Raw genomic sequence first — 16604 nt, 5'->3', positions numbered from 1 at the left:
CCTTGGTAACGTTACAACTATAGAACTTAACAAACAAAATGCTCTTGTTTAACGCAATCCAATCATACAAAAATTAAAGCTGCCTTTCAGCAGCCATTTATTATGTCATTAAGTTCAATCGCTTAATAGCGCAAACTTTAAATACTGACAATACACCTACAAAACTACAAGGGAGTATTAATTAATAAAGAAATAGGTAAATCACTGCCTTGGGAAATCGTTGACGACTTCCCTTCCCAATCGCCAGTGGTTGTCTGTGCATTATTATCGTAAGACAATCTAGCGCTTATATAGAATTCAGCTTGTTGTGATAATTTCAAGCCTTCCATCATACTATCTTTATCTGAAAGTGTAACGGTTAATGGGAACTTAGGGTGGGCAATTCTCTTGGCGGCTAATGGCATTGGCGGCCCATTCACAGCCTTTGCGAACACAAATAAGAAACTCGATTCTGGTGCGACTAAACCATCTTGCAGGTTCACCGTCACGCTGTAGTTTGGCTCTGAGGTGGGAGTTTCTGTTGATAAAGATGATTGCTGTTGCTGTTGCGCTTGCGCCTGGCTCTGCTGAGCAATTTGCGCTTGGGCAAATTGAATATTTTTATTCAACATTTGAGCGCGTTCTGAACCAGAATCAACGAGGCTTAACATTTTTTGCCAACGCTCGATCGCCAATGAGTACTGTTGCTGCTCGACTGCTAAAAAAGAATATAATGACCACAATTCCAGTTGATTTGGCATTTTCTGTAAAGTCGCCACCAACAAACGCTCGGCGCGAGCCTTTGCCATCGCATCACCGCTATAAAACAATGACTGAAGATAAACGACTAACACATTGGGACTATCGGCATCTAGCGCGTAGGCTTTTTCAGCCGCATCGGTCATCACATCCAAACGATTCATTGCTTGGCCTACCTTCGCCAATAAAAACCAACCTCGGCTATCATTCGGATCTTGATAAAGCTTGGTTCGTAAACCCAAAGCAAAATCGGTAAGTTCCTGCTCACTAACCGGTCCACCTTGAGCTAACAACACCTTATTACTCAATTCTGGCATTTGCTGGATGATCGATTGCCAATGTTGAACTTGTTTCGCACTCCCCAAATAATAATAGAGTCCCACAGGAACTGTGGCAACGAAGACCAAACTGACTAACAATACCCAAGCTGAATAACGAGTTTCTGCTTTAAGCGAACTTTCAGGAATATCGTCTAACAGATTGTGTTGTAGCTCCGTCACCAGCTGTTCGCGATCATCCGCTAAGCCCTGCTGATTTTCTTGCTCGATTTCTAACAGCCGATCTTTATACAATGCTTTATTTAAATCGGTTTGGGTAAGTGATGCTTGCTGGCGGCGCAACCAGAGTGGTAAAACCACTGCGGCCAAGGCAAGTAAGGTTAAAGCCACTACAGCTAACCAAAAAACTATCATTCTGACTCTCGCTCCGTTTGTTTAATTAGCTCAGCTAATCGCTTTTGTTCTTGTTCATCTAAACCAACGACTGGGGCTGGTTTGCGCCTAGCCAAACGCCATATAGTGAAACAGCCAAAAATAATAATAAAAGCTGGTGCCAACCATAACAGCAGAACCGCGGGAGTCAACGGAGGATCATAACGCACAAAATTACCATAACGGGCCACCATATAATCCAAAACTTGTTGTTTAGAGCGACCCGCTTTGACCATCTGGTAGGTTTTCTCTCGCAGATCTTGCGCCAAGCCCGCATTTGAATCAGCAATATTGTTATTCTGACACTTTGGACAACGAAGCTCTTGAGTCAACTCTCTAAACAAGGTTTCTTGCTGTACAGAGTCAAACTCATGGACCTCAATCGCCGCCATCGCAAACTGCGGCAGTATTACCAATAATATAAGATAAAAGGCTTGCCTTAATCTCATCGTCATTACTCCAAGCGACTGTATATAGCGCCTAATTCCTGCTGCCAGTTACGAGCATTTACATCACCAACATGGCGATACCGAATGATACCTTGACTATCGATGAAATAAGTTTCGGGAGCCCCATATACGCCCAAATCTAAGGCAAGTAGTCCTTTTCCATCAAATAGATTAATTTGATAGGGGTTACCAAGCTGAGTTAACCAATCAATGGCTTTTTGTCGGTCATCTTTATAATTAAGACCTACGATTTTCACCCCTTGTTCGGATAAGCTATTCAGAAAAGCATGTTCAGCGCGACAAGTCGGACACCAAGTCGCCCACACATTGAGTAGCAACGGTTGTCCTTTAAAAATATCAGCACTATGCTGCTTATCTTGTTGATAAAGATCTTGTAGGGTAAAAACTGGCACTGGTTTCCCCACCAATACCGATTCCAATTTTGTTGCATCACTATATAAGCCACGATATAAAAATATGGCGACTAACAAAAAAAGTAACAAAGGCAGTAGAAAATAAAATAATCGCTTATTCATTTAAACACCTTCCACATAAGCTTTTGTTTCATGAGCAAGCGTATCTTTGTGGTGTGTTCGCTTCACCTTAAAACGATAACGTTTATCGCTTATGGCAAACAATCCACCGATCGCCATAATCAGCGCTCCAAACCATATCCAGCGAATAAATGGCTTATAGTATAAACGGACCGCCCAAGCGCCACCGGGTAACTGCTCGCCCATGGCTGCGTATAAATCACGCCATAAACCAGCGTCGATAGCTGCCTCGGTCATCATATTTCGCTGTACTCGATAAAAGCGTTTCTCGGCACGTAAGGTGGTACTCAAGTCAGCGCCTTTATAAACGTCAATAATTGCTACATGCCCCTGATAATTCGGCCCCTGTAAGGGTTCCACACGCTTGAAGTGAAAACGATAAGCGGCAAAAGTCACCGAGTCCCCTGCCTCTAAACGCAAATCTCGCTCAATACTGTAATGACTGGTCATCGAAATACCAATGATCGATACAGCTAAGCCTATATGTCCTAATACCATCGCCCAATGAGAGCGACTTAAGGTACTCAAGCCCTTAGAAAAACGATGACGATGGGTTGCCCGTAAATAGACTTCTAAAGCGGTACATGTGATGATCCAAATCGCCAGTACTAAGGCCATGTATGCCAGCGCATAGAACTGCGGTGCCATAATGAACATCAGTATGGCTGGCAATAACAGGCTCACCAGAGCAAGCCAAACTAAGGGCTTTTTTAATGACCGAGGATCTTGATGCTTCCAACGCAGCAATGGGCCAATCCCCAAAGCAACGGCAAAGGGAACGATCATCCAGCTAAACATTCGGTTAAAGAAAGCGGCACCAATCGAAATGCTTCCTAAGCCAATTTCCTTATGGATCAACGGCAATAAAGTGCCAAGTAACACGACAACCAAGCCAGCCACCAACAATACATTGTTGATCAGCAGAAAAGTTTCTCGCGAGAACAGACGATAAGATCCACGGCTCTTAACCTTTGAAGCACGCAGCGCGAACAGCAATAGCGAACCGCCCACAACCACCAGCAGAAAGGCTAAAATAAATAGTCCTCTGGCCGGATCGCTAGCAAAGGCATGTACCGACACCAATACACCGGAGCGAACCAGAAAGGTGCCCAGTAAACTTAAAGAAAAAGCTGAAATCGCTAATAGCACCGTCCACGCTTTAAACACCCCACGCTTTTCACTTGCCGCCAAAGAATGCAACAAAGCAGTTCCTACCAACCACGGCATAAAAGAAGCATTTTCAACTGGATCCCAGAACCACCAACCACCCCAACCTAACTCGTAATACGCCCACCAGCTACCGAGCGCAATACCGACAGTAAGAAATACCCAAGCAGCCATTGTCCAAGGACGAGACCAACGAGCCCAAGTTGAATCTAAACGTCCTGAGATTAAGGCCGCAATAGCGAAAGCAAAGGCCACCGAGAAGCCCACATACCCCATATACAATAGCGGGGGATGGAAGATTAATCCGACATCTTGCAACAATGGATTAAGATCGTGACCATCAACTGGGAAAAACGGCAGCGTGCGCTCGAAGGGATTTGAAGTAAGTAAAATAAATAAATAGAAACCGACCGATATCATCCCCATCACCGCGACCACTCGCGCCACAGCATCTAGCGGCAAGCTTCGACTAAATAATGCAACCGCTGCTCCCCAAGCAGATAAAATGAGCGCCCAAAGCAATAGGGAGCCTTCGTGAGCTCCCCAAACCGCAGATAAACGAAAATATAGAGGTAAATGGCTATTTGAGTTATTCGCGACATAAGCGACTGAAAAATCATTGACCGCGAAGGCATAACTCAAAATCGCAAACGACAATCCAACAAAAGCAAATTGGGCCAAAGCTAAAGGTCTTGCCGACTGCATCAGCAAAACACTATTTTTACTAGCCCCCCACAAAGGGTAAACACTTTGTAAAATGGCCAATGTGACCGCTAGGATCAACGCATAATGTCCAAGTTCTGGAATCATAATAGATATCTCTAGTGAGCAGAGCCCTGCAATTGGGCTTCAGTATATTCAGGTTTAAAATGTTCCATTCCAATCAAAGATTCGGCAACCTCGGGCGGCATGTATTCTTCATCATGTTTAGCCAATACTTCGAAGGCCGACACGGTGTTAGCGGCGGTCAATACGCCTTGCGCGACAATCCCCTGCCCCTCGCGAAATAGATCCGGCAAAATACCTTCGTAATTAACAATCGCAATCTCACCGCCGGCATCACTCAGTTTAAAGCTCACTTGTAAACTTGTTGCAGAACGCTCAACAGTGCCAGGCAATACCAAACCACCAATCCGCAATCGCTGACCCAGTTCCGGTTTAAGTGCCTGTGGACCTTTCCCCTTAACTAATTCTGTGGGGGTATAAAACAAGTCGATATTTTGCGCCAGTGCATAAAGCAACAAACCAATGGATGCCCCTAAACCCAACACAATAGAGATAACAATGGTTAAGCGTTTTTTACGTCTAGGATTCATAAGTGCTCGCTCATCTCTTTCGCTGCTTGTACCCGTTTTCGCCGCACCGAATAATGCGTCACCGATTTAATAATCGCTCTTCGTTTAATCAAACTATCGATGACCAACGCTCCCATGGCGAGAGCACTCACGCCATAGGCCAGCCATACGTAATACGCGTAACCACCCATCGCAAAAAAATCAGCGACTGAATCAAATTGCATCATATTAACCCTCCCGTTGATCTGGCTTGATAAGAAGTTGTTGTACCCAAGGGCGGCGGCGTTCTCGCCTTAACAGCTCGGTTCTAAAGCGAACCAAACTGACCGCAACCAAGAAAAACCCAAAAGCAAATATGTTCAGCAATAAGGGCCATAACATTTGAGAATCAATCGACGGTTTCGCGAACTTGGTAATCGTGGCCCCTTGATGTAGGGTATTCCACCATTCCACGGAATAGTGAATGATTGGCAAATTAATAACGCCCACTAGACTCAAGATCCCAGCGGCTCTGCCAGCCATAACTTTATCCGAAAATGCGTTGTATAGGGCGATGACACCTAAGTACAAAAACAACAAAATTAACTCAGAGGTTAAACGAGCGTCCCATACCCACCATGCCCCCCACATTGGTTTCCCCCAAGCAGCCCCAGTAAATAGAGCAACAAAGGTAAGGACAGCGCCAACAGGAGCGACTGCAGCCACATAAATATCAGCTTGTTTAATTTGCCACACCAAGCCGATAAAAGCGGCAATTGCCATCGACGAATAAGCCGCCATCGATAATATTGCCGAAGGAACATGAATATAAATAATTCTGAAACTATCGCCTTGCTGATAGTCGGCGGGCGCAAAGGCCAAGCCCCAAATTAAGCCCACCACAAAACTAATAAGGGCCAATACACTCAACCAAGGTACAAATTTTCCAGCAAGTTCATAGCTGGCTTGCGGTTTTGCATAAGGATGTAACCATTTCCACATTAGGGTAAGTACTCTCTGACAATAATTTATTATTATATTTAGTTAACGCTAACTCTTAATGCCGCGGCGGTAGCGAAGGGAGCCAAAGTGAGCGCCAATAAGCTAATCGCACCCATAATCGCTAAATGGCCCGTATAGGGCAAGTTTAATGATGCGGCTTCAATCGCAGAAGTCGCAAAAATCAATATAGGAATATACAAAGGTAAAACTAATAGGCTCAGCAATACACCACCTTTACGCAAGCCCACTGTTAAGGCTACGCCCACTGCACCAATTAAACTCAGTACAGGGGTTCCTAATAATAAGGTATAGAATGTAGCCTTAAAACTTTGCCATTCTAGGGATAACAAAACTGCAAGCAGCGGTGATAGCAGTAAAATTGGTAAGCCTGTAATCATCCAATGCGCCACTGTTTTTGCTAAAGCGATCAACGCTAAAGACGAGCCACTCAACAACATCTGTTCTAATGAGCCATCGGCATAATCATCTCGAAATAAGCGCTCTAAAGACAATAATGAGGAGAGTAAAGCCGCTACCCATAAAATTCCAGGCGCAATTTTCGCCAATAACTGCGGCTCTGGCCCAACGGCAATAGGAAACAAAGTTATCACAATCAAAATAAACCATAACGGATTGACAACTTCTGACTTTTGTCTAAATGCAGCTAACAACTCACGTTTAACAACACTCACAAAAACCCGCATTAAACAATTTCCTCATAAGCAGGCTCAATGTTTAACACGCGATAATGGGCACTATCGATATTTAAAGTTTGATGCGTCGTGAGCAATATCATTCCGCCGGCCTCTGCATGTTGCTTCAGTACGGCTTCTAAATAAGTAACACCTTGCTTATCGATTGCGGTAAAGGGCTCATCTAGGATCCATAATTGACGTTCCACAAGCCATAACCTAGCCAAGCCAACTCGGCGCTGCTGTCCAGCCGACAAGTGTGCTGTTGGTTCATCTTCCAAACCCGCTAAACCGACTCGAGCCAACAAGTCGTATAGCTGCCCCAATGACATGGACTGACCCGCCACCCCCAAATAAAACTGTAGGTTTTCTACGGCACTTAACTCTGCCTTTACCCCAACATGATGCCCCAGATACAGGCAGTGTTGATGAAAGCTATCAGAGATTTGATTAATGCTCTGCCCTTGCCAATGGATCTCTCCCTGCTCAGGACGAGACAAACCTGCAAGCAAACGTAATAAACTAGTTTTCCCCGCACCGTTGGGACCCGCTACCTGCAGGATATCGCCAGCGTTTAAGGTAAACGATAAATTGTCAAAAAGAACGCGCTCTTCTCTAACACAGCAAAGTCCAATAGCTTCCAGCATTCAAATGTGTCTTGATATAATAAGTGTCGGGATGGTATCACAGCTAGATCGTAAATCTAGGCAAGCAATTGAAATAACGAATATGTTAAGGAGATGTTCCATCAAAGTAAAGCCAAATCAAAATAGATATTCAGTCGGACCAGCAACGATGAAATAAACACCATTCCGCAAAATACAGAAGCAATCGAATATGGTCGGCCGTTCGTGTATAGGTCATGGCCGCCGACTAGAAGCTCGAGCGCATAAGGCTGTCATCAAGAACAACTGACAACTGACTCAGAAAATAGATGTAAAAGATAAGCAGATCGAGATAACAGTCCAAAATACAAAGAAAAACCAATCAAGCTAAAACAACTACAGCGGCCCCCCTACCGATTACAATAAGAACATATAAAATAGCAGATTCATGCAGCAACAACGCAGGACAATACAACAACCTTGCCCTGAACAATTAATTTAGCTGAATCAAATACCACTCAATTCAGTTCCGAAGACCTACCATTTAGTCTACTTTAAACGAGCATTGTAGCGACTCTGACTCAATCATGATAATAGGATTTTGTGGAACAAACAGCAAACGGGGCTTGGCAAGTGCAGTGGTTCAGAGAGAAGAGAAGGCAAGGCTAGCTTGCTTGCCCTTTCATTTTATTCCGTAGACTTAATAGAAGTTCAGCCTCGGCTTTAGGTAATTCACATTCGCGCATCACCTCTTCTAAATCAGCGCCTAACTCGACCAATTTGACGGCACGGGTGTACAACTTGCTGTCAGGATCTTGTGACTCAATTTGAGCGCTACGAATAAACGCTTGCTCGACTTGCTCAGCCTGACGTTCTAATTCTTGAACTAAAGAAGCATTGGCTACGTGTAACTCTTGCAGCTCTTTTTCAGCGGCTCGATGCTTACTTAACAAATTTTTAATAACCAGTTCCAAACTCGCCATTTTGGCTTCACTGTAATCTATATGTCGATTAGCCTTGTGTGTTAACCAGTAAACACCCACAAGGCCAAGCAACATAACCAATAACGCAACAAGATTAATCCAATCCATTTATATTGAGCTTACTTCATCCCACTCTTCATCAGAAAGCAGCTTATTGAGATCAACCAAAATTAATAACTGTCCATCCCGATTACTAACACCTTGAATGAACTTCGCGCTCTCTTCAGTACCCACGTTTGGTGCGGCATCTATTTCAGAAGAACGTAAGTAAACCACCTCAGCAACACTATCCACTAAAATCCCGATGACTTGTGATTCAGCTTCTATAATCACGATCCGTGAATTTTCGGTAATATCTGATGAAGGCAAACCAAACCGGGAACGCGTATCGATCACCGTGACCACATTACCACGCAAGTTGATAATGCCTAAAACATAGTTTGGCGCTCCTGGCACCGGCGCTATTTCTGTATAACGTAATACTTCTTGTACCTGCATCACGTTAATACCATAGGTCTCACTTTCCAACTGAAAAGTTACCCATTGTAGAACTTCATCCTCGGCAATATTTTCTGCGACGTTACGCTGCTCGCTCATCTGCATGTCCTTTTTATTCATGAGTCCAATTGGATCTCGCAACTCTTATCTATTCAAGTATATATCATAAGTTATAAAACTAAACGGCGGATTTACCTAGTCTTTCAATTAAACAGAGCTCGCTCTACCTCACAGTTCTAACATCCATCTATATTTACCCCCTGAGAAAGCATTCGTTGTAGCTCTTCAACATGCAATAAAGCACACATCCTTTGTTTGACCATTCCCGCTAACCAACGACGTTTACCGGGATCAACACGCCACTTTACATCATCTTTATTCAACCGCTCGGTACCAAATAGCTTCTCGCAGCTCAAACCCCAACTACTTTCACCAAGCATAACCAGGTATTTATAGTCAGGTTCAAAAGGCTGATTCGGCATCACCCACTTAGCGGTATCGACAACCGTTAACTTTTGTTCACGCTCGATCATAATGCCAGCGAACCAATCTGGCTTACCAAAGAGTGGGCTAACTTCACTAATACGATGAATTCCGCCCAACTCAGTCAAGGGCACTCCAAAAGTAACGCCTGCAACTTCAAAAAATAGAACCTGAAACTCATTATCGGTTTCGATATTGTGCCATTCTTCCGGTAAAGGCGCTTCAACAAGCTGCTCTTCTACTTGAATACTCGTTGCTGGCAAAGACTCATCAGCAGGCGCTATATGCTCGGGTTCAACTTTTGGTGCAGGCTGTTCTGGTAACTCTTTAATAGGGAGTAATACCGGCTTAGCCTCCGCAACAGCGGCAACTCGTTGCTCGGCTTCTGCGAACAAAGTCGCAAGCGGCTTCACTTGAGGTTCAGGGGCAAACGAAGACTGATTCAAGGTTTCACTAACAGGGCTGAGAGGCACACTTTCAGGTTCTTTCAATAAAGAATCAAAATAACTCCCTAAAGCCTGCTCCATCAAGGTATCGCTATTCATAATAGCCCCTGCTCATCGGTCATCTGCAGAAGATGAGCGAGTAAGGTTTGATAAGCAAATACCCCGCGGCAATTTTTTATATGATAGGAAGGTGGCGCATGCCGTAGGCTAGCATCTCTAAATTTGGTGTCGATGGGTATCACTGAATTCCAAATGTTGTTCGGATAAGTTTCTTGTAGTTCCTTTAAGGCCGCTAATGAAGCACGAGTTCGCTTGTCATACATCGTTGGAACAACTGTATAGCGTAAGCGGTTAGGACAAGAGCGTTGCATAATACTCAAGGTTTTAACCATGCGCTCCAAACCTTTAATGGCTAAAAACTCTGTTTGAACAGGCACTAATACTCGCTCACTCGCAGCTAAAGCATTAACCATCATCACCCCCAGAACTGGTGGGCAATCAACTAACACATAATCATACTTATGTTCAATACGCGCCAAAATGCGCTTTAAAATCAAGCCCATTCCCTCACGCTGCCCCAACACTTTATCCAAAGTAGCTAAAGCCATACTTGCAGGAATTAAATCTAAATTATCAAACGAAGTCGCTTGAATACTATGAGTCACCATCGCATCATCGAGTTGACTGTTTTGATAAAGTTCATAAAGAGTGCCCTGAACACTATCAACATCAAATCCCAAATAACTGGTGAGCGACGCATGGGGATCAGTGTCGAGTAATAGGACACGTTTTCCTTGTTGCGCTAGTAGACCAGCCAGAGATATCACCGTTGTAGTTTTACCGACACCGCCTTTTTGATTAGCAACCGTCCAAACTTTCACCTATTCTTCCTGCCTTGTCGTAAATCGCACCCCACCACCTTCCAATGGCACCGCTAACATTGTCTCACTATCTGGCTTAACAACTTTCTGCTCATCTCCCGCTGGCGCTTGTTCGACAACTGACGATTGGGCAATTGAAGAGTCCCAAATGTATTTAGAGAGTGCAATGACCACCCTTCGATTTTGTTTATCGCTTTGCAGTTTTCCGTTCACGGATAACGGGGCATATTGAGCGTAGGCTTCGATAGCCATTCGCTGCGGTTGAATCCCATCTGACTGCAATTCCCGAACAACTCTTGTGGCCCGAGCGGCTGACAACTCCCAATTGCTTGGATAGAGTTCACTATCAATACTTTGCTCGTCGGTATAACCACGCACTCGTATATAATTATCGACCATTTTAAGCTTTTCGGACAAACGTAAAACCAACTGTTCAGCAGGCTTAAGCAAGTAAGCACTACCACTAGCAAAAAAAAGTCGACTATCTAACTCAATGGTTAGCCAGTCTTCATCACTATTTATTACTATGTCGTCAGTTTTGAAAATATCTTTAAGTTCAATAGCCAATTGGCTTGCGAGTTCGGTTAGATTAGACTGAGCAACTGAGTTTGAAGTCGTTGGCGGCACGTTAGGCATGATAACTTGACCATCCAAAATCGAGTGACCATATTCCATCAGCAATTCCGTTGACGAGACCGTTTCATTCCGTTCAGCTTGCCCATCAGAAACTTCAAATAAGGCAATCGCCTGTTGTAAGCGTTGTTGCAATTCGGGGTAATCTTTTTCATTGGTAATCGCCATCGCGTAAAGTACTACAAACAACGCAAACATCAATGTCATATAATCAGCGTAGGAGACTAACCAACGCTCTGTGTTTGCATTTCGCTTAGCAGCTGCAGCATAGCGATGACGCATACTAGTCGATATCCACAACGAAGCTATGTAAGCGACGCTTTACTTCAATACTACTGGCACCTTCAGCGATTGAAACCAATCCAGCTAAAGTCATTTCCTGATAAATAGCGCGATCCCCCGCTTGCGAGCGAAGTTTATTGGCAAAAGGCAAGAAAATAAAATTGGCGAAACCAACACCATAAATGGTCGCGACAAATGCAACCGCAATTCCCTTTCCAAGTAACTCAGGACTGCTTAAAAAATCCATAGCCTGAATCAAACCAAGTACTGCACCAATAATACCCACCGTAGGGCAGTACCCCCCCATGGCTTCAAACACCCCCGCCTGACGTTCCAAACGACTTTGTTCTAAGTCGATGACATCTTCTAAGGATTGTTGTAATTGTTGAGCTTCGGCACCGTCTATCAGCATTTGTAAACCGCGTAAAGTAAACGAATCTGCATGTTTTTGCTGTTGTTCTAGGCCCAAATAACCATCTTTACGAACAATATGAGACCAATTCAATATCAATTGAATTTGGTTCTGTACATTATCTTGCGACTGAAACCAAACCTTCGGTATCACTTTCAGAGCTTGCACAAATTGTTTGCTCGGCGTTTGTAACATCACCGCGCCGATAGTCCCCCCCAATACAATTGTTAATGCATGTACATTGACTAAATCGTCTAACGACCCACCAGCAAAAACATGACCAAACCCAACAGCTGAGAACGCTAAAATAACGCCAAAGATGCTAAGTTTATCCATTACCAATTTCCATAACTATCGCTTCAGAAAAACGATCGAGAGGCATTTGATTGGAGGCGAGTCCAGCACTTGCGACGGCCTGTGGCATACCATAAACAACACAACTGGCTTCATCCTGAGCCCAGATCGTTGAGCCTTTATCTTTCAATAAACGGCAACCATCTCGCCCATCAGCCCCCATACCAGTCAAAATCATGGCTAAAACGTCGCCCTGATGACTTTTCGCCAAAGAAGCAAAAGTAATATCGACACAAGGTTTATAGTTGACTTTGTCATTGCCATCAATAATTCGTAAGCGACCATACTGACCGCGAGGCTCAACTAACATCTGTTTGCCACCGGGTGCGAGATAAGCACAACCCGGTCGCAATTCATCTCCATCCTCGGCCTGCTTCACATTAACCCGTGACAGTGTATTTAAGCGTTGAGCAAATGCAGCTGTAAATGTAGCTGGCATATGCTGAACTAATAAAATGGGCTTAGGAAACCCAGCCGGCAACTGCGTTAAAATTGTTTGCAAAGCCACCGGACCACCGGTAGAGGTCCCTATCGCGACTAATTTATAGCGTTTTCCTGAAGGTTTAAACACACCAGACGTACGAACCTTGCGCTCTACCGAAGGTTGGCTGCTTGCCGCGGTCGTCGGCCTTAGTGGCGTCCGGGCGCTTGGCGTCAAAGGTTTGTCGGCTCGGGGAGTCAGACTCGATGGCGCTCGACGCGCTATCACTCGGCGTCTGGCAATGGCCTTTACTCGTTGTTGTAACAAGCTGACGGCTTCTTCACGATCACGAGCAATGTCTTCAAATTTTTTGGGGATAAAATCAAGTGCACCAGCATCTAGAGCATCTAAGGTCGCTTTAGCACCATCGTGGGTTAACGATGAAAACATCAGCACTGGCGTGGGATGTTTGGCCATAATTTCTTTTACAGCCGTAATGCCATCCATAACTGGCATTTCAATATCCATGGTAATCACGTCAGGTTTTAAACTTGCAACCATTTCAATGGCCTCGCGGCCATTCTTAGCTGCACCTATCACCTCAAGGCTTGGGTCAGCGTTAATAATCTCGCTGACTCGACGTCTGAAAAAACTAGAATCATCAACAACTAATACTTTTATTGCCATACTCAATTCTTTTTAAGGGCTGTGCTCGGCGTTATAACTTACGAGCGTAGCGTTTTAGTAAACTAGGAATATCGAGTATGAGTGCGATACGACCATCACTGGTAATCGTCGCCCCGGCCATTCCAGGGGTACCTTGCAATAACTGGTCAAGCGCTTTTATCACAACTTCTTCCTGCCCAATGAGATTGTCAACGACAAATCCCACCTGTTGTTGGCCTATCTGTACGATAACCACATGTCCTTGAGAACTTCTCTGTCCAGATTGACTATTACGGATCAACCAATCTTGCAAATAAAATAGAGGTATAGCTTTATTACGGACAATAACGGTTTCCTGACCGTCAACAACATTGGTTTTGGTTAAATCCAGATGAAAGATTTCATTTACACTGGTGAGTGGTAAAGCAAAAGTCTGTTTACCTACATCAACCATCAAAGTGGGTAGAATAGCTAACGTTAATGGTACTTTGATTTGTAAAGTAGTACCGCCTCCGAGCTTAGAATCAATATCCACAGAACCGTTCAGCTGGGTGATACTGGTTTTGACCACGTCCATGCCAACACCACGCCCCGAAATATCAGAAATCTCAGTTTTTGTCGAAAAACCTGGTGCAAAAATCAAACTATAAGCATCTTTGTCTGGCATTCTTGCCGCCGCATCGGCATCTAAAACACCGCGCTCTATAGCGATAGATTTAAGCTTATCTGCATTCATTCCCGCGCCGTCATCTTCGATCATCAGCAAGATATGATCACCTTCTTGCGAGGCTGACAAACGAATGACACCAGTACGCGGTTTTCCTGCCGCTTCACGTTGGTCTGGCATTTCAATGCCGTGATCAACCGAGTTTCGCACTAAATGCACCAGTGGATCGGCTAACGCTTCCACTAGGTTTTTGTCTAAATCGGTATCTTCACCGACCAATTCCAAGTTAATATCTTTCTTCAAACTACGAGCTAAATCACGAACGACTCGAGGAAAACGACCGAACACCTTCTTAATAGGCTGCATTCGAGTTTTCATCACTGCACCCTGTAAATCAGCGGTCACAACGTCAAGGTTAGAGGTCGCCTTAGCCATATCCTCATCATTACTGGTTAAACCAAGACTAACCAAACGATTACGGACTAAAACTAATTCCCCAACCATATTCATGATTTCGTCGAGAGTTCGGGTATCGACGCGAACCGTCGTTTCCCCCTGAGGTGCTTGTTTGGGCGCTGCTTTTGCCGGCTCAGACTTGGCTGGAGCAGCAGCTTTCGGAGTAGCTGCAACTTTTGTTGGTGCAACTTTCTTCGGCTCGACCTTCGGGGTGACTTCGGGCTTAGCTGCCGCCTTAACCTCAGGCGCTTTACCGGCACCATGCAGCTGATCTAATAACTTTTCGAATTCATCATCGCCAATTTCGTCACTGTTCGTCACCGTTTCCACTGACGTAACAGCGGCAGGTTTAGCACTTGGTGCTTTAGAGCCATGCAGCTCGTCGAGTAGCTTTTCAAACTCATCATCAGAAATATCGCCACCACCCGCAGTTTCGCTAGGGGCTGCAGCACTTACCGGACTCGCTTGAGAAGCCGCTTTTGGGGCACCTGAGCCATGCAACTCATCGAGTAAGCTTTCAAATTCGTCATCAGAAATATCATCAATACCAGTGCCTGTAGCTGATTTACTCTCTGGAATTTGCTCGGGCTCGGGCTCAGGTTCCGGCTCAACCACCACCTGATCTTCTGAAGCAGGCCGAGATAATTGATGCAATCGCTCAATAAGCTCTGGCGAAGCTGGTGTTAAAGGTTCTCTTGCTTGCACCTTAGCAAACATATCATTCACGGAATCAAGTGCTTCAAGTATGACATCCATTAACTCTGATGACACCCCACGGCCACCGTTACGTAATGTGTCAAACACATTTTCCGCACCATGACAAACGTCAACGAGTTCAGTTAATGATAAGAAACCAGCACCACCTTTAACGGTATGAAAACCCCTAAATATAGCATTCAATAAGTTACTATCATCAGGACGTTTTTCTAGATCAACAAGCTGTTCAGAAAGCTGCTCTAGGATCTCTGCCGCTTCTACCAGAAAGTCTTGTAAGATGTCTTCATCTACATCAAACGACATGCGCTACTCCCTTAAAATCCTAAACTAGACAACAAGTCATCAACATCGTCTTGATCGTTAACAACGTCATCCCTTTGTTCTTTATTAATTATAGGGCCTTCTGCTTCAACACCCGATTTTTTATCATCTTGACCAGGAGCGACATCCACCATGTCAGTGCCAAACAAGGTGAGCATCTCAACTAAATTCTCTTCAACCTCCTGAACTAAAGTGATCACCTTTCGAATCATTTGCCCGGTAAGATCCTGAAAATCCTGTGCCATTAAAATTTCAGTAAGCATGTTACGTAGTTTATCGGCATCAGATGAAGAACTAGTCAGAAAAATATCGATTTGGTGACACAGCGCTTTAAATTGGCCTAACTCAATTTTCCGATCCATCAAATTTTGCCATACAGGCATAATATCATTGATATCATTGGTTAATTTATCAGCAATCGGCAAACCCGACTCGACTGCATCCATCGTTTTATTAGCAGCTTGGTCGGTCATTTCGATGACATAATTTAAACGTTCTTTGGCATCGGGGATTTCTTGGTTCGCGAGTTCATTGATCCGAATATCCAATTTGAAATCATTTAATGAATCGTGAAGTTGACGAGTGAGCTGGCCAACTTTATCAAACAGCAAGTTAGCTTTTGGAGCACATAGCTCACTGACTAGTTGGTTCGCCTCGGCGACCTTTCCCATTTCAAGTAGCATCACCAGTTGTTGCGCATCCGCTAATGAAATAATCGGAGTATCGGTGCTCACGCGTCTTCCTTTTATTGTAATCTTTCGAAAATCTTATCGAGCTTCTCTTTTAAAGTAGCTGCTGTAAAAGGTTTTACAATATAACCATTTACTCCGGCTTGTGCGGCTTCAATAATTTGTTCACGTTTCGCTTCCGCGGTGACCATCAATACAGGCAGGTGAGCTAAACTCTCATCGGCACGAATGTTTTTCAACAAATCGATACCTTCCATACCAGGCATATTCCAATCAGTCACTACAAACTCAAAATCGCCACCCTTAAGCATTGGTAGCGCGGTGTTACCGTCATCGGCCTCATGTGTATTGTTGAAACCTAAATCTCTCAACAAGTTCTTAATAATCCTTCTCATTGTTGAAAAATCATCAACAACCAGAATTTTCATATTTTTATCCAAGGTACGTCCCCCAGCTGGATGTTTTACTAGCCCACAAACGGGTCACAAATTTATGTAATACATT

19 protein-coding genes are annotated in these 16604 nt (G+C 44.3%); all 19 read right to left on the bottom strand.

Translation table 11 applies throughout. The features are described from left to right. Nucleotides 1–164: 164 nt before the first annotated feature. The 19 genes from ccmI to cheY all read right to left on the bottom strand — a co-directional run bounded on the left by ccmI (nucleotide 165) and on the right by cheY (nucleotide 16540). Complete coding sequence (gene ccmI, locus ACRRSW_RS08755; protein WP_432459129.1) at nucleotides 165–1430, bottom strand: c-type cytochrome biogenesis protein CcmI; 1266 nt, start codon at nucleotides 1428–1430, stop codon at nucleotides 165–167. Continuing rightward, nucleotides 1427–1897 (bottom strand): cytochrome c-type biogenesis protein, encoded by a 471-nt coding sequence (locus ACRRSW_RS08750; protein WP_432453590.1) that lies wholly within the window; start codon nucleotides 1895–1897, stop codon nucleotides 1427–1429. The genes ccmI and ACRRSW_RS08750 overlap by 4 nt, the downstream gene beginning before the upstream one ends. A gap of 5 nt (nucleotides 1898–1902) precedes the next feature. After that, nucleotides 1903–2433: a DsbE family thiol:disulfide interchange protein gene (locus tag ACRRSW_RS08745; protein ID WP_432453591.1), complete on the bottom strand. Its 531-nt coding sequence runs from the start codon at nucleotides 2431–2433 to the stop codon at nucleotides 1903–1905. Further along, a complete protein-coding gene (locus ACRRSW_RS08740; protein WP_432459128.1) occupies nucleotides 2434–4428 on the bottom strand; it encodes a heme lyase CcmF/NrfE family subunit in 1995 nt (664 codons plus the stop codon). It abuts the gene before it with no gap. Between the two features lie 11 nt (nucleotides 4429–4439). Next, a complete protein-coding gene (ccmE, locus tag ACRRSW_RS08735; RefSeq protein ID WP_432459127.1) occupies nucleotides 4440–4934 on the bottom strand; it encodes a cytochrome c maturation protein CcmE in 495 nt (164 codons plus the stop codon). Next, nucleotides 4931–5140 carry a heme exporter protein CcmD gene (gene ccmD / locus ACRRSW_RS08730; RefSeq protein ID WP_432453594.1) on the bottom strand — a complete coding sequence of 70 codons (210 nt, stop codon included), beginning with the start codon at nucleotides 5138–5140 and terminating at the stop codon, nucleotides 4931–4933. Before ccmD ends, ccmE begins: the two co-directional genes overlap by 4 nt. 1 nt (nucleotide 5141) lies before the next feature. After that, nucleotides 5142–5894 (bottom strand): heme ABC transporter permease, encoded by a 753-nt coding sequence (locus ACRRSW_RS08725; protein WP_432453595.1) that lies wholly within the window; start codon nucleotides 5892–5894, stop codon nucleotides 5142–5144. Nucleotides 5895–5932: 38 nt separating this feature from the next. Beyond that, nucleotides 5933–6598, bottom strand: coding sequence for a heme exporter protein CcmB (ccmB, locus tag ACRRSW_RS08720; protein ID WP_432453596.1), 666 nt, complete (start codon nucleotides 6596–6598; stop codon nucleotides 5933–5935). Continuing rightward, a complete protein-coding gene (gene ccmA / locus ACRRSW_RS08715; protein WP_432459125.1) occupies nucleotides 6598–7233 on the bottom strand; it encodes a cytochrome c biogenesis heme-transporting ATPase CcmA in 636 nt (211 codons plus the stop codon). Before ccmA ends, ccmB begins: the two co-directional genes overlap by 1 nt. A 623-nt stretch (nucleotides 7234–7856) precedes the next feature. After that, nucleotides 7857–8282 carry a DUF2802 domain-containing protein gene (locus ACRRSW_RS08710; RefSeq protein WP_432459124.1) on the bottom strand — a complete coding sequence of 142 codons (426 nt, stop codon included), beginning with the start codon at nucleotides 8280–8282 and terminating at the stop codon, nucleotides 7857–7859. Next, nucleotides 8283–8771, bottom strand: a complete 489-nt coding sequence (locus ACRRSW_RS08705; protein WP_432453599.1) for a chemotaxis protein CheW — start codon at nucleotides 8769–8771, stop codon at nucleotides 8283–8285. Nucleotides 8772–8908: 137 nt separating this feature from the next. Next, nucleotides 8909–9700: a chemotaxis protein CheW gene (locus ACRRSW_RS08700; protein ID WP_432453600.1), complete on the bottom strand. Its 792-nt coding sequence runs from the start codon at nucleotides 9698–9700 to the stop codon at nucleotides 8909–8911. Further along, complete coding sequence (locus ACRRSW_RS08695; protein ID WP_432453601.1) at nucleotides 9697–10482, bottom strand: ParA family protein; 786 nt, start codon at nucleotides 10480–10482, stop codon at nucleotides 9697–9699. The genes ACRRSW_RS08700 and ACRRSW_RS08695 overlap by 4 nt, the downstream gene beginning before the upstream one ends. Then, nucleotides 10483–11397, bottom strand: coding sequence for a flagellar motor protein MotB (locus ACRRSW_RS08690; protein ID WP_432459123.1), 915 nt, complete (start codon nucleotides 11395–11397; stop codon nucleotides 10483–10485). A 1-nt stretch (nucleotide 11398) separates the two neighbouring features. Beyond that, a complete protein-coding gene (locus ACRRSW_RS08685; RefSeq protein WP_432453603.1) occupies nucleotides 11399–12145 on the bottom strand; it encodes a flagellar motor protein in 747 nt (248 codons plus the stop codon). Then, entirely contained in the window at nucleotides 12138–13271 is a 1134-nt protein-coding gene (locus ACRRSW_RS08680) for a protein-glutamate methylesterase/protein-glutamine glutaminase (RefSeq protein WP_432453604.1), read from the bottom strand. Before ACRRSW_RS08680 ends, ACRRSW_RS08685 begins: the two co-directional genes overlap by 8 nt. Before the next feature lie 31 nt (nucleotides 13272–13302). Next, nucleotides 13303–15393, bottom strand: coding sequence for a chemotaxis protein CheW (locus tag ACRRSW_RS08675; RefSeq protein WP_432459122.1), 2091 nt, complete (start codon nucleotides 15391–15393; stop codon nucleotides 13303–13305). Between the two features lie 11 nt (nucleotides 15394–15404). Then, nucleotides 15405–16145, bottom strand: a complete 741-nt coding sequence (locus ACRRSW_RS08670; RefSeq protein WP_432453606.1) for a protein phosphatase CheZ — start codon at nucleotides 16143–16145, stop codon at nucleotides 15405–15407. An 11-nt stretch (nucleotides 16146–16156) separates the two neighbouring features. Then, nucleotides 16157–16540, bottom strand: a complete 384-nt coding sequence (gene cheY / locus ACRRSW_RS08665) for a chemotaxis response regulator CheY (RefSeq protein WP_055734955.1) — start codon at nucleotides 16538–16540, stop codon at nucleotides 16157–16159. Nucleotides 16541–16604 lie beyond the last annotated feature (64 nt).

The sequence above is a fragment of the Agarivorans sp. QJM3NY_25 genome, from assembly GCF_050870875.2.
GTDB lineage: Bacteria > Pseudomonadota > Gammaproteobacteria > Enterobacterales > Celerinatantimonadaceae > Agarivorans.
The sequence above is the reverse complement of the archived record's forward strand: the minus strand, read 5'-3'. Positions and strand labels throughout refer to the sequence as shown.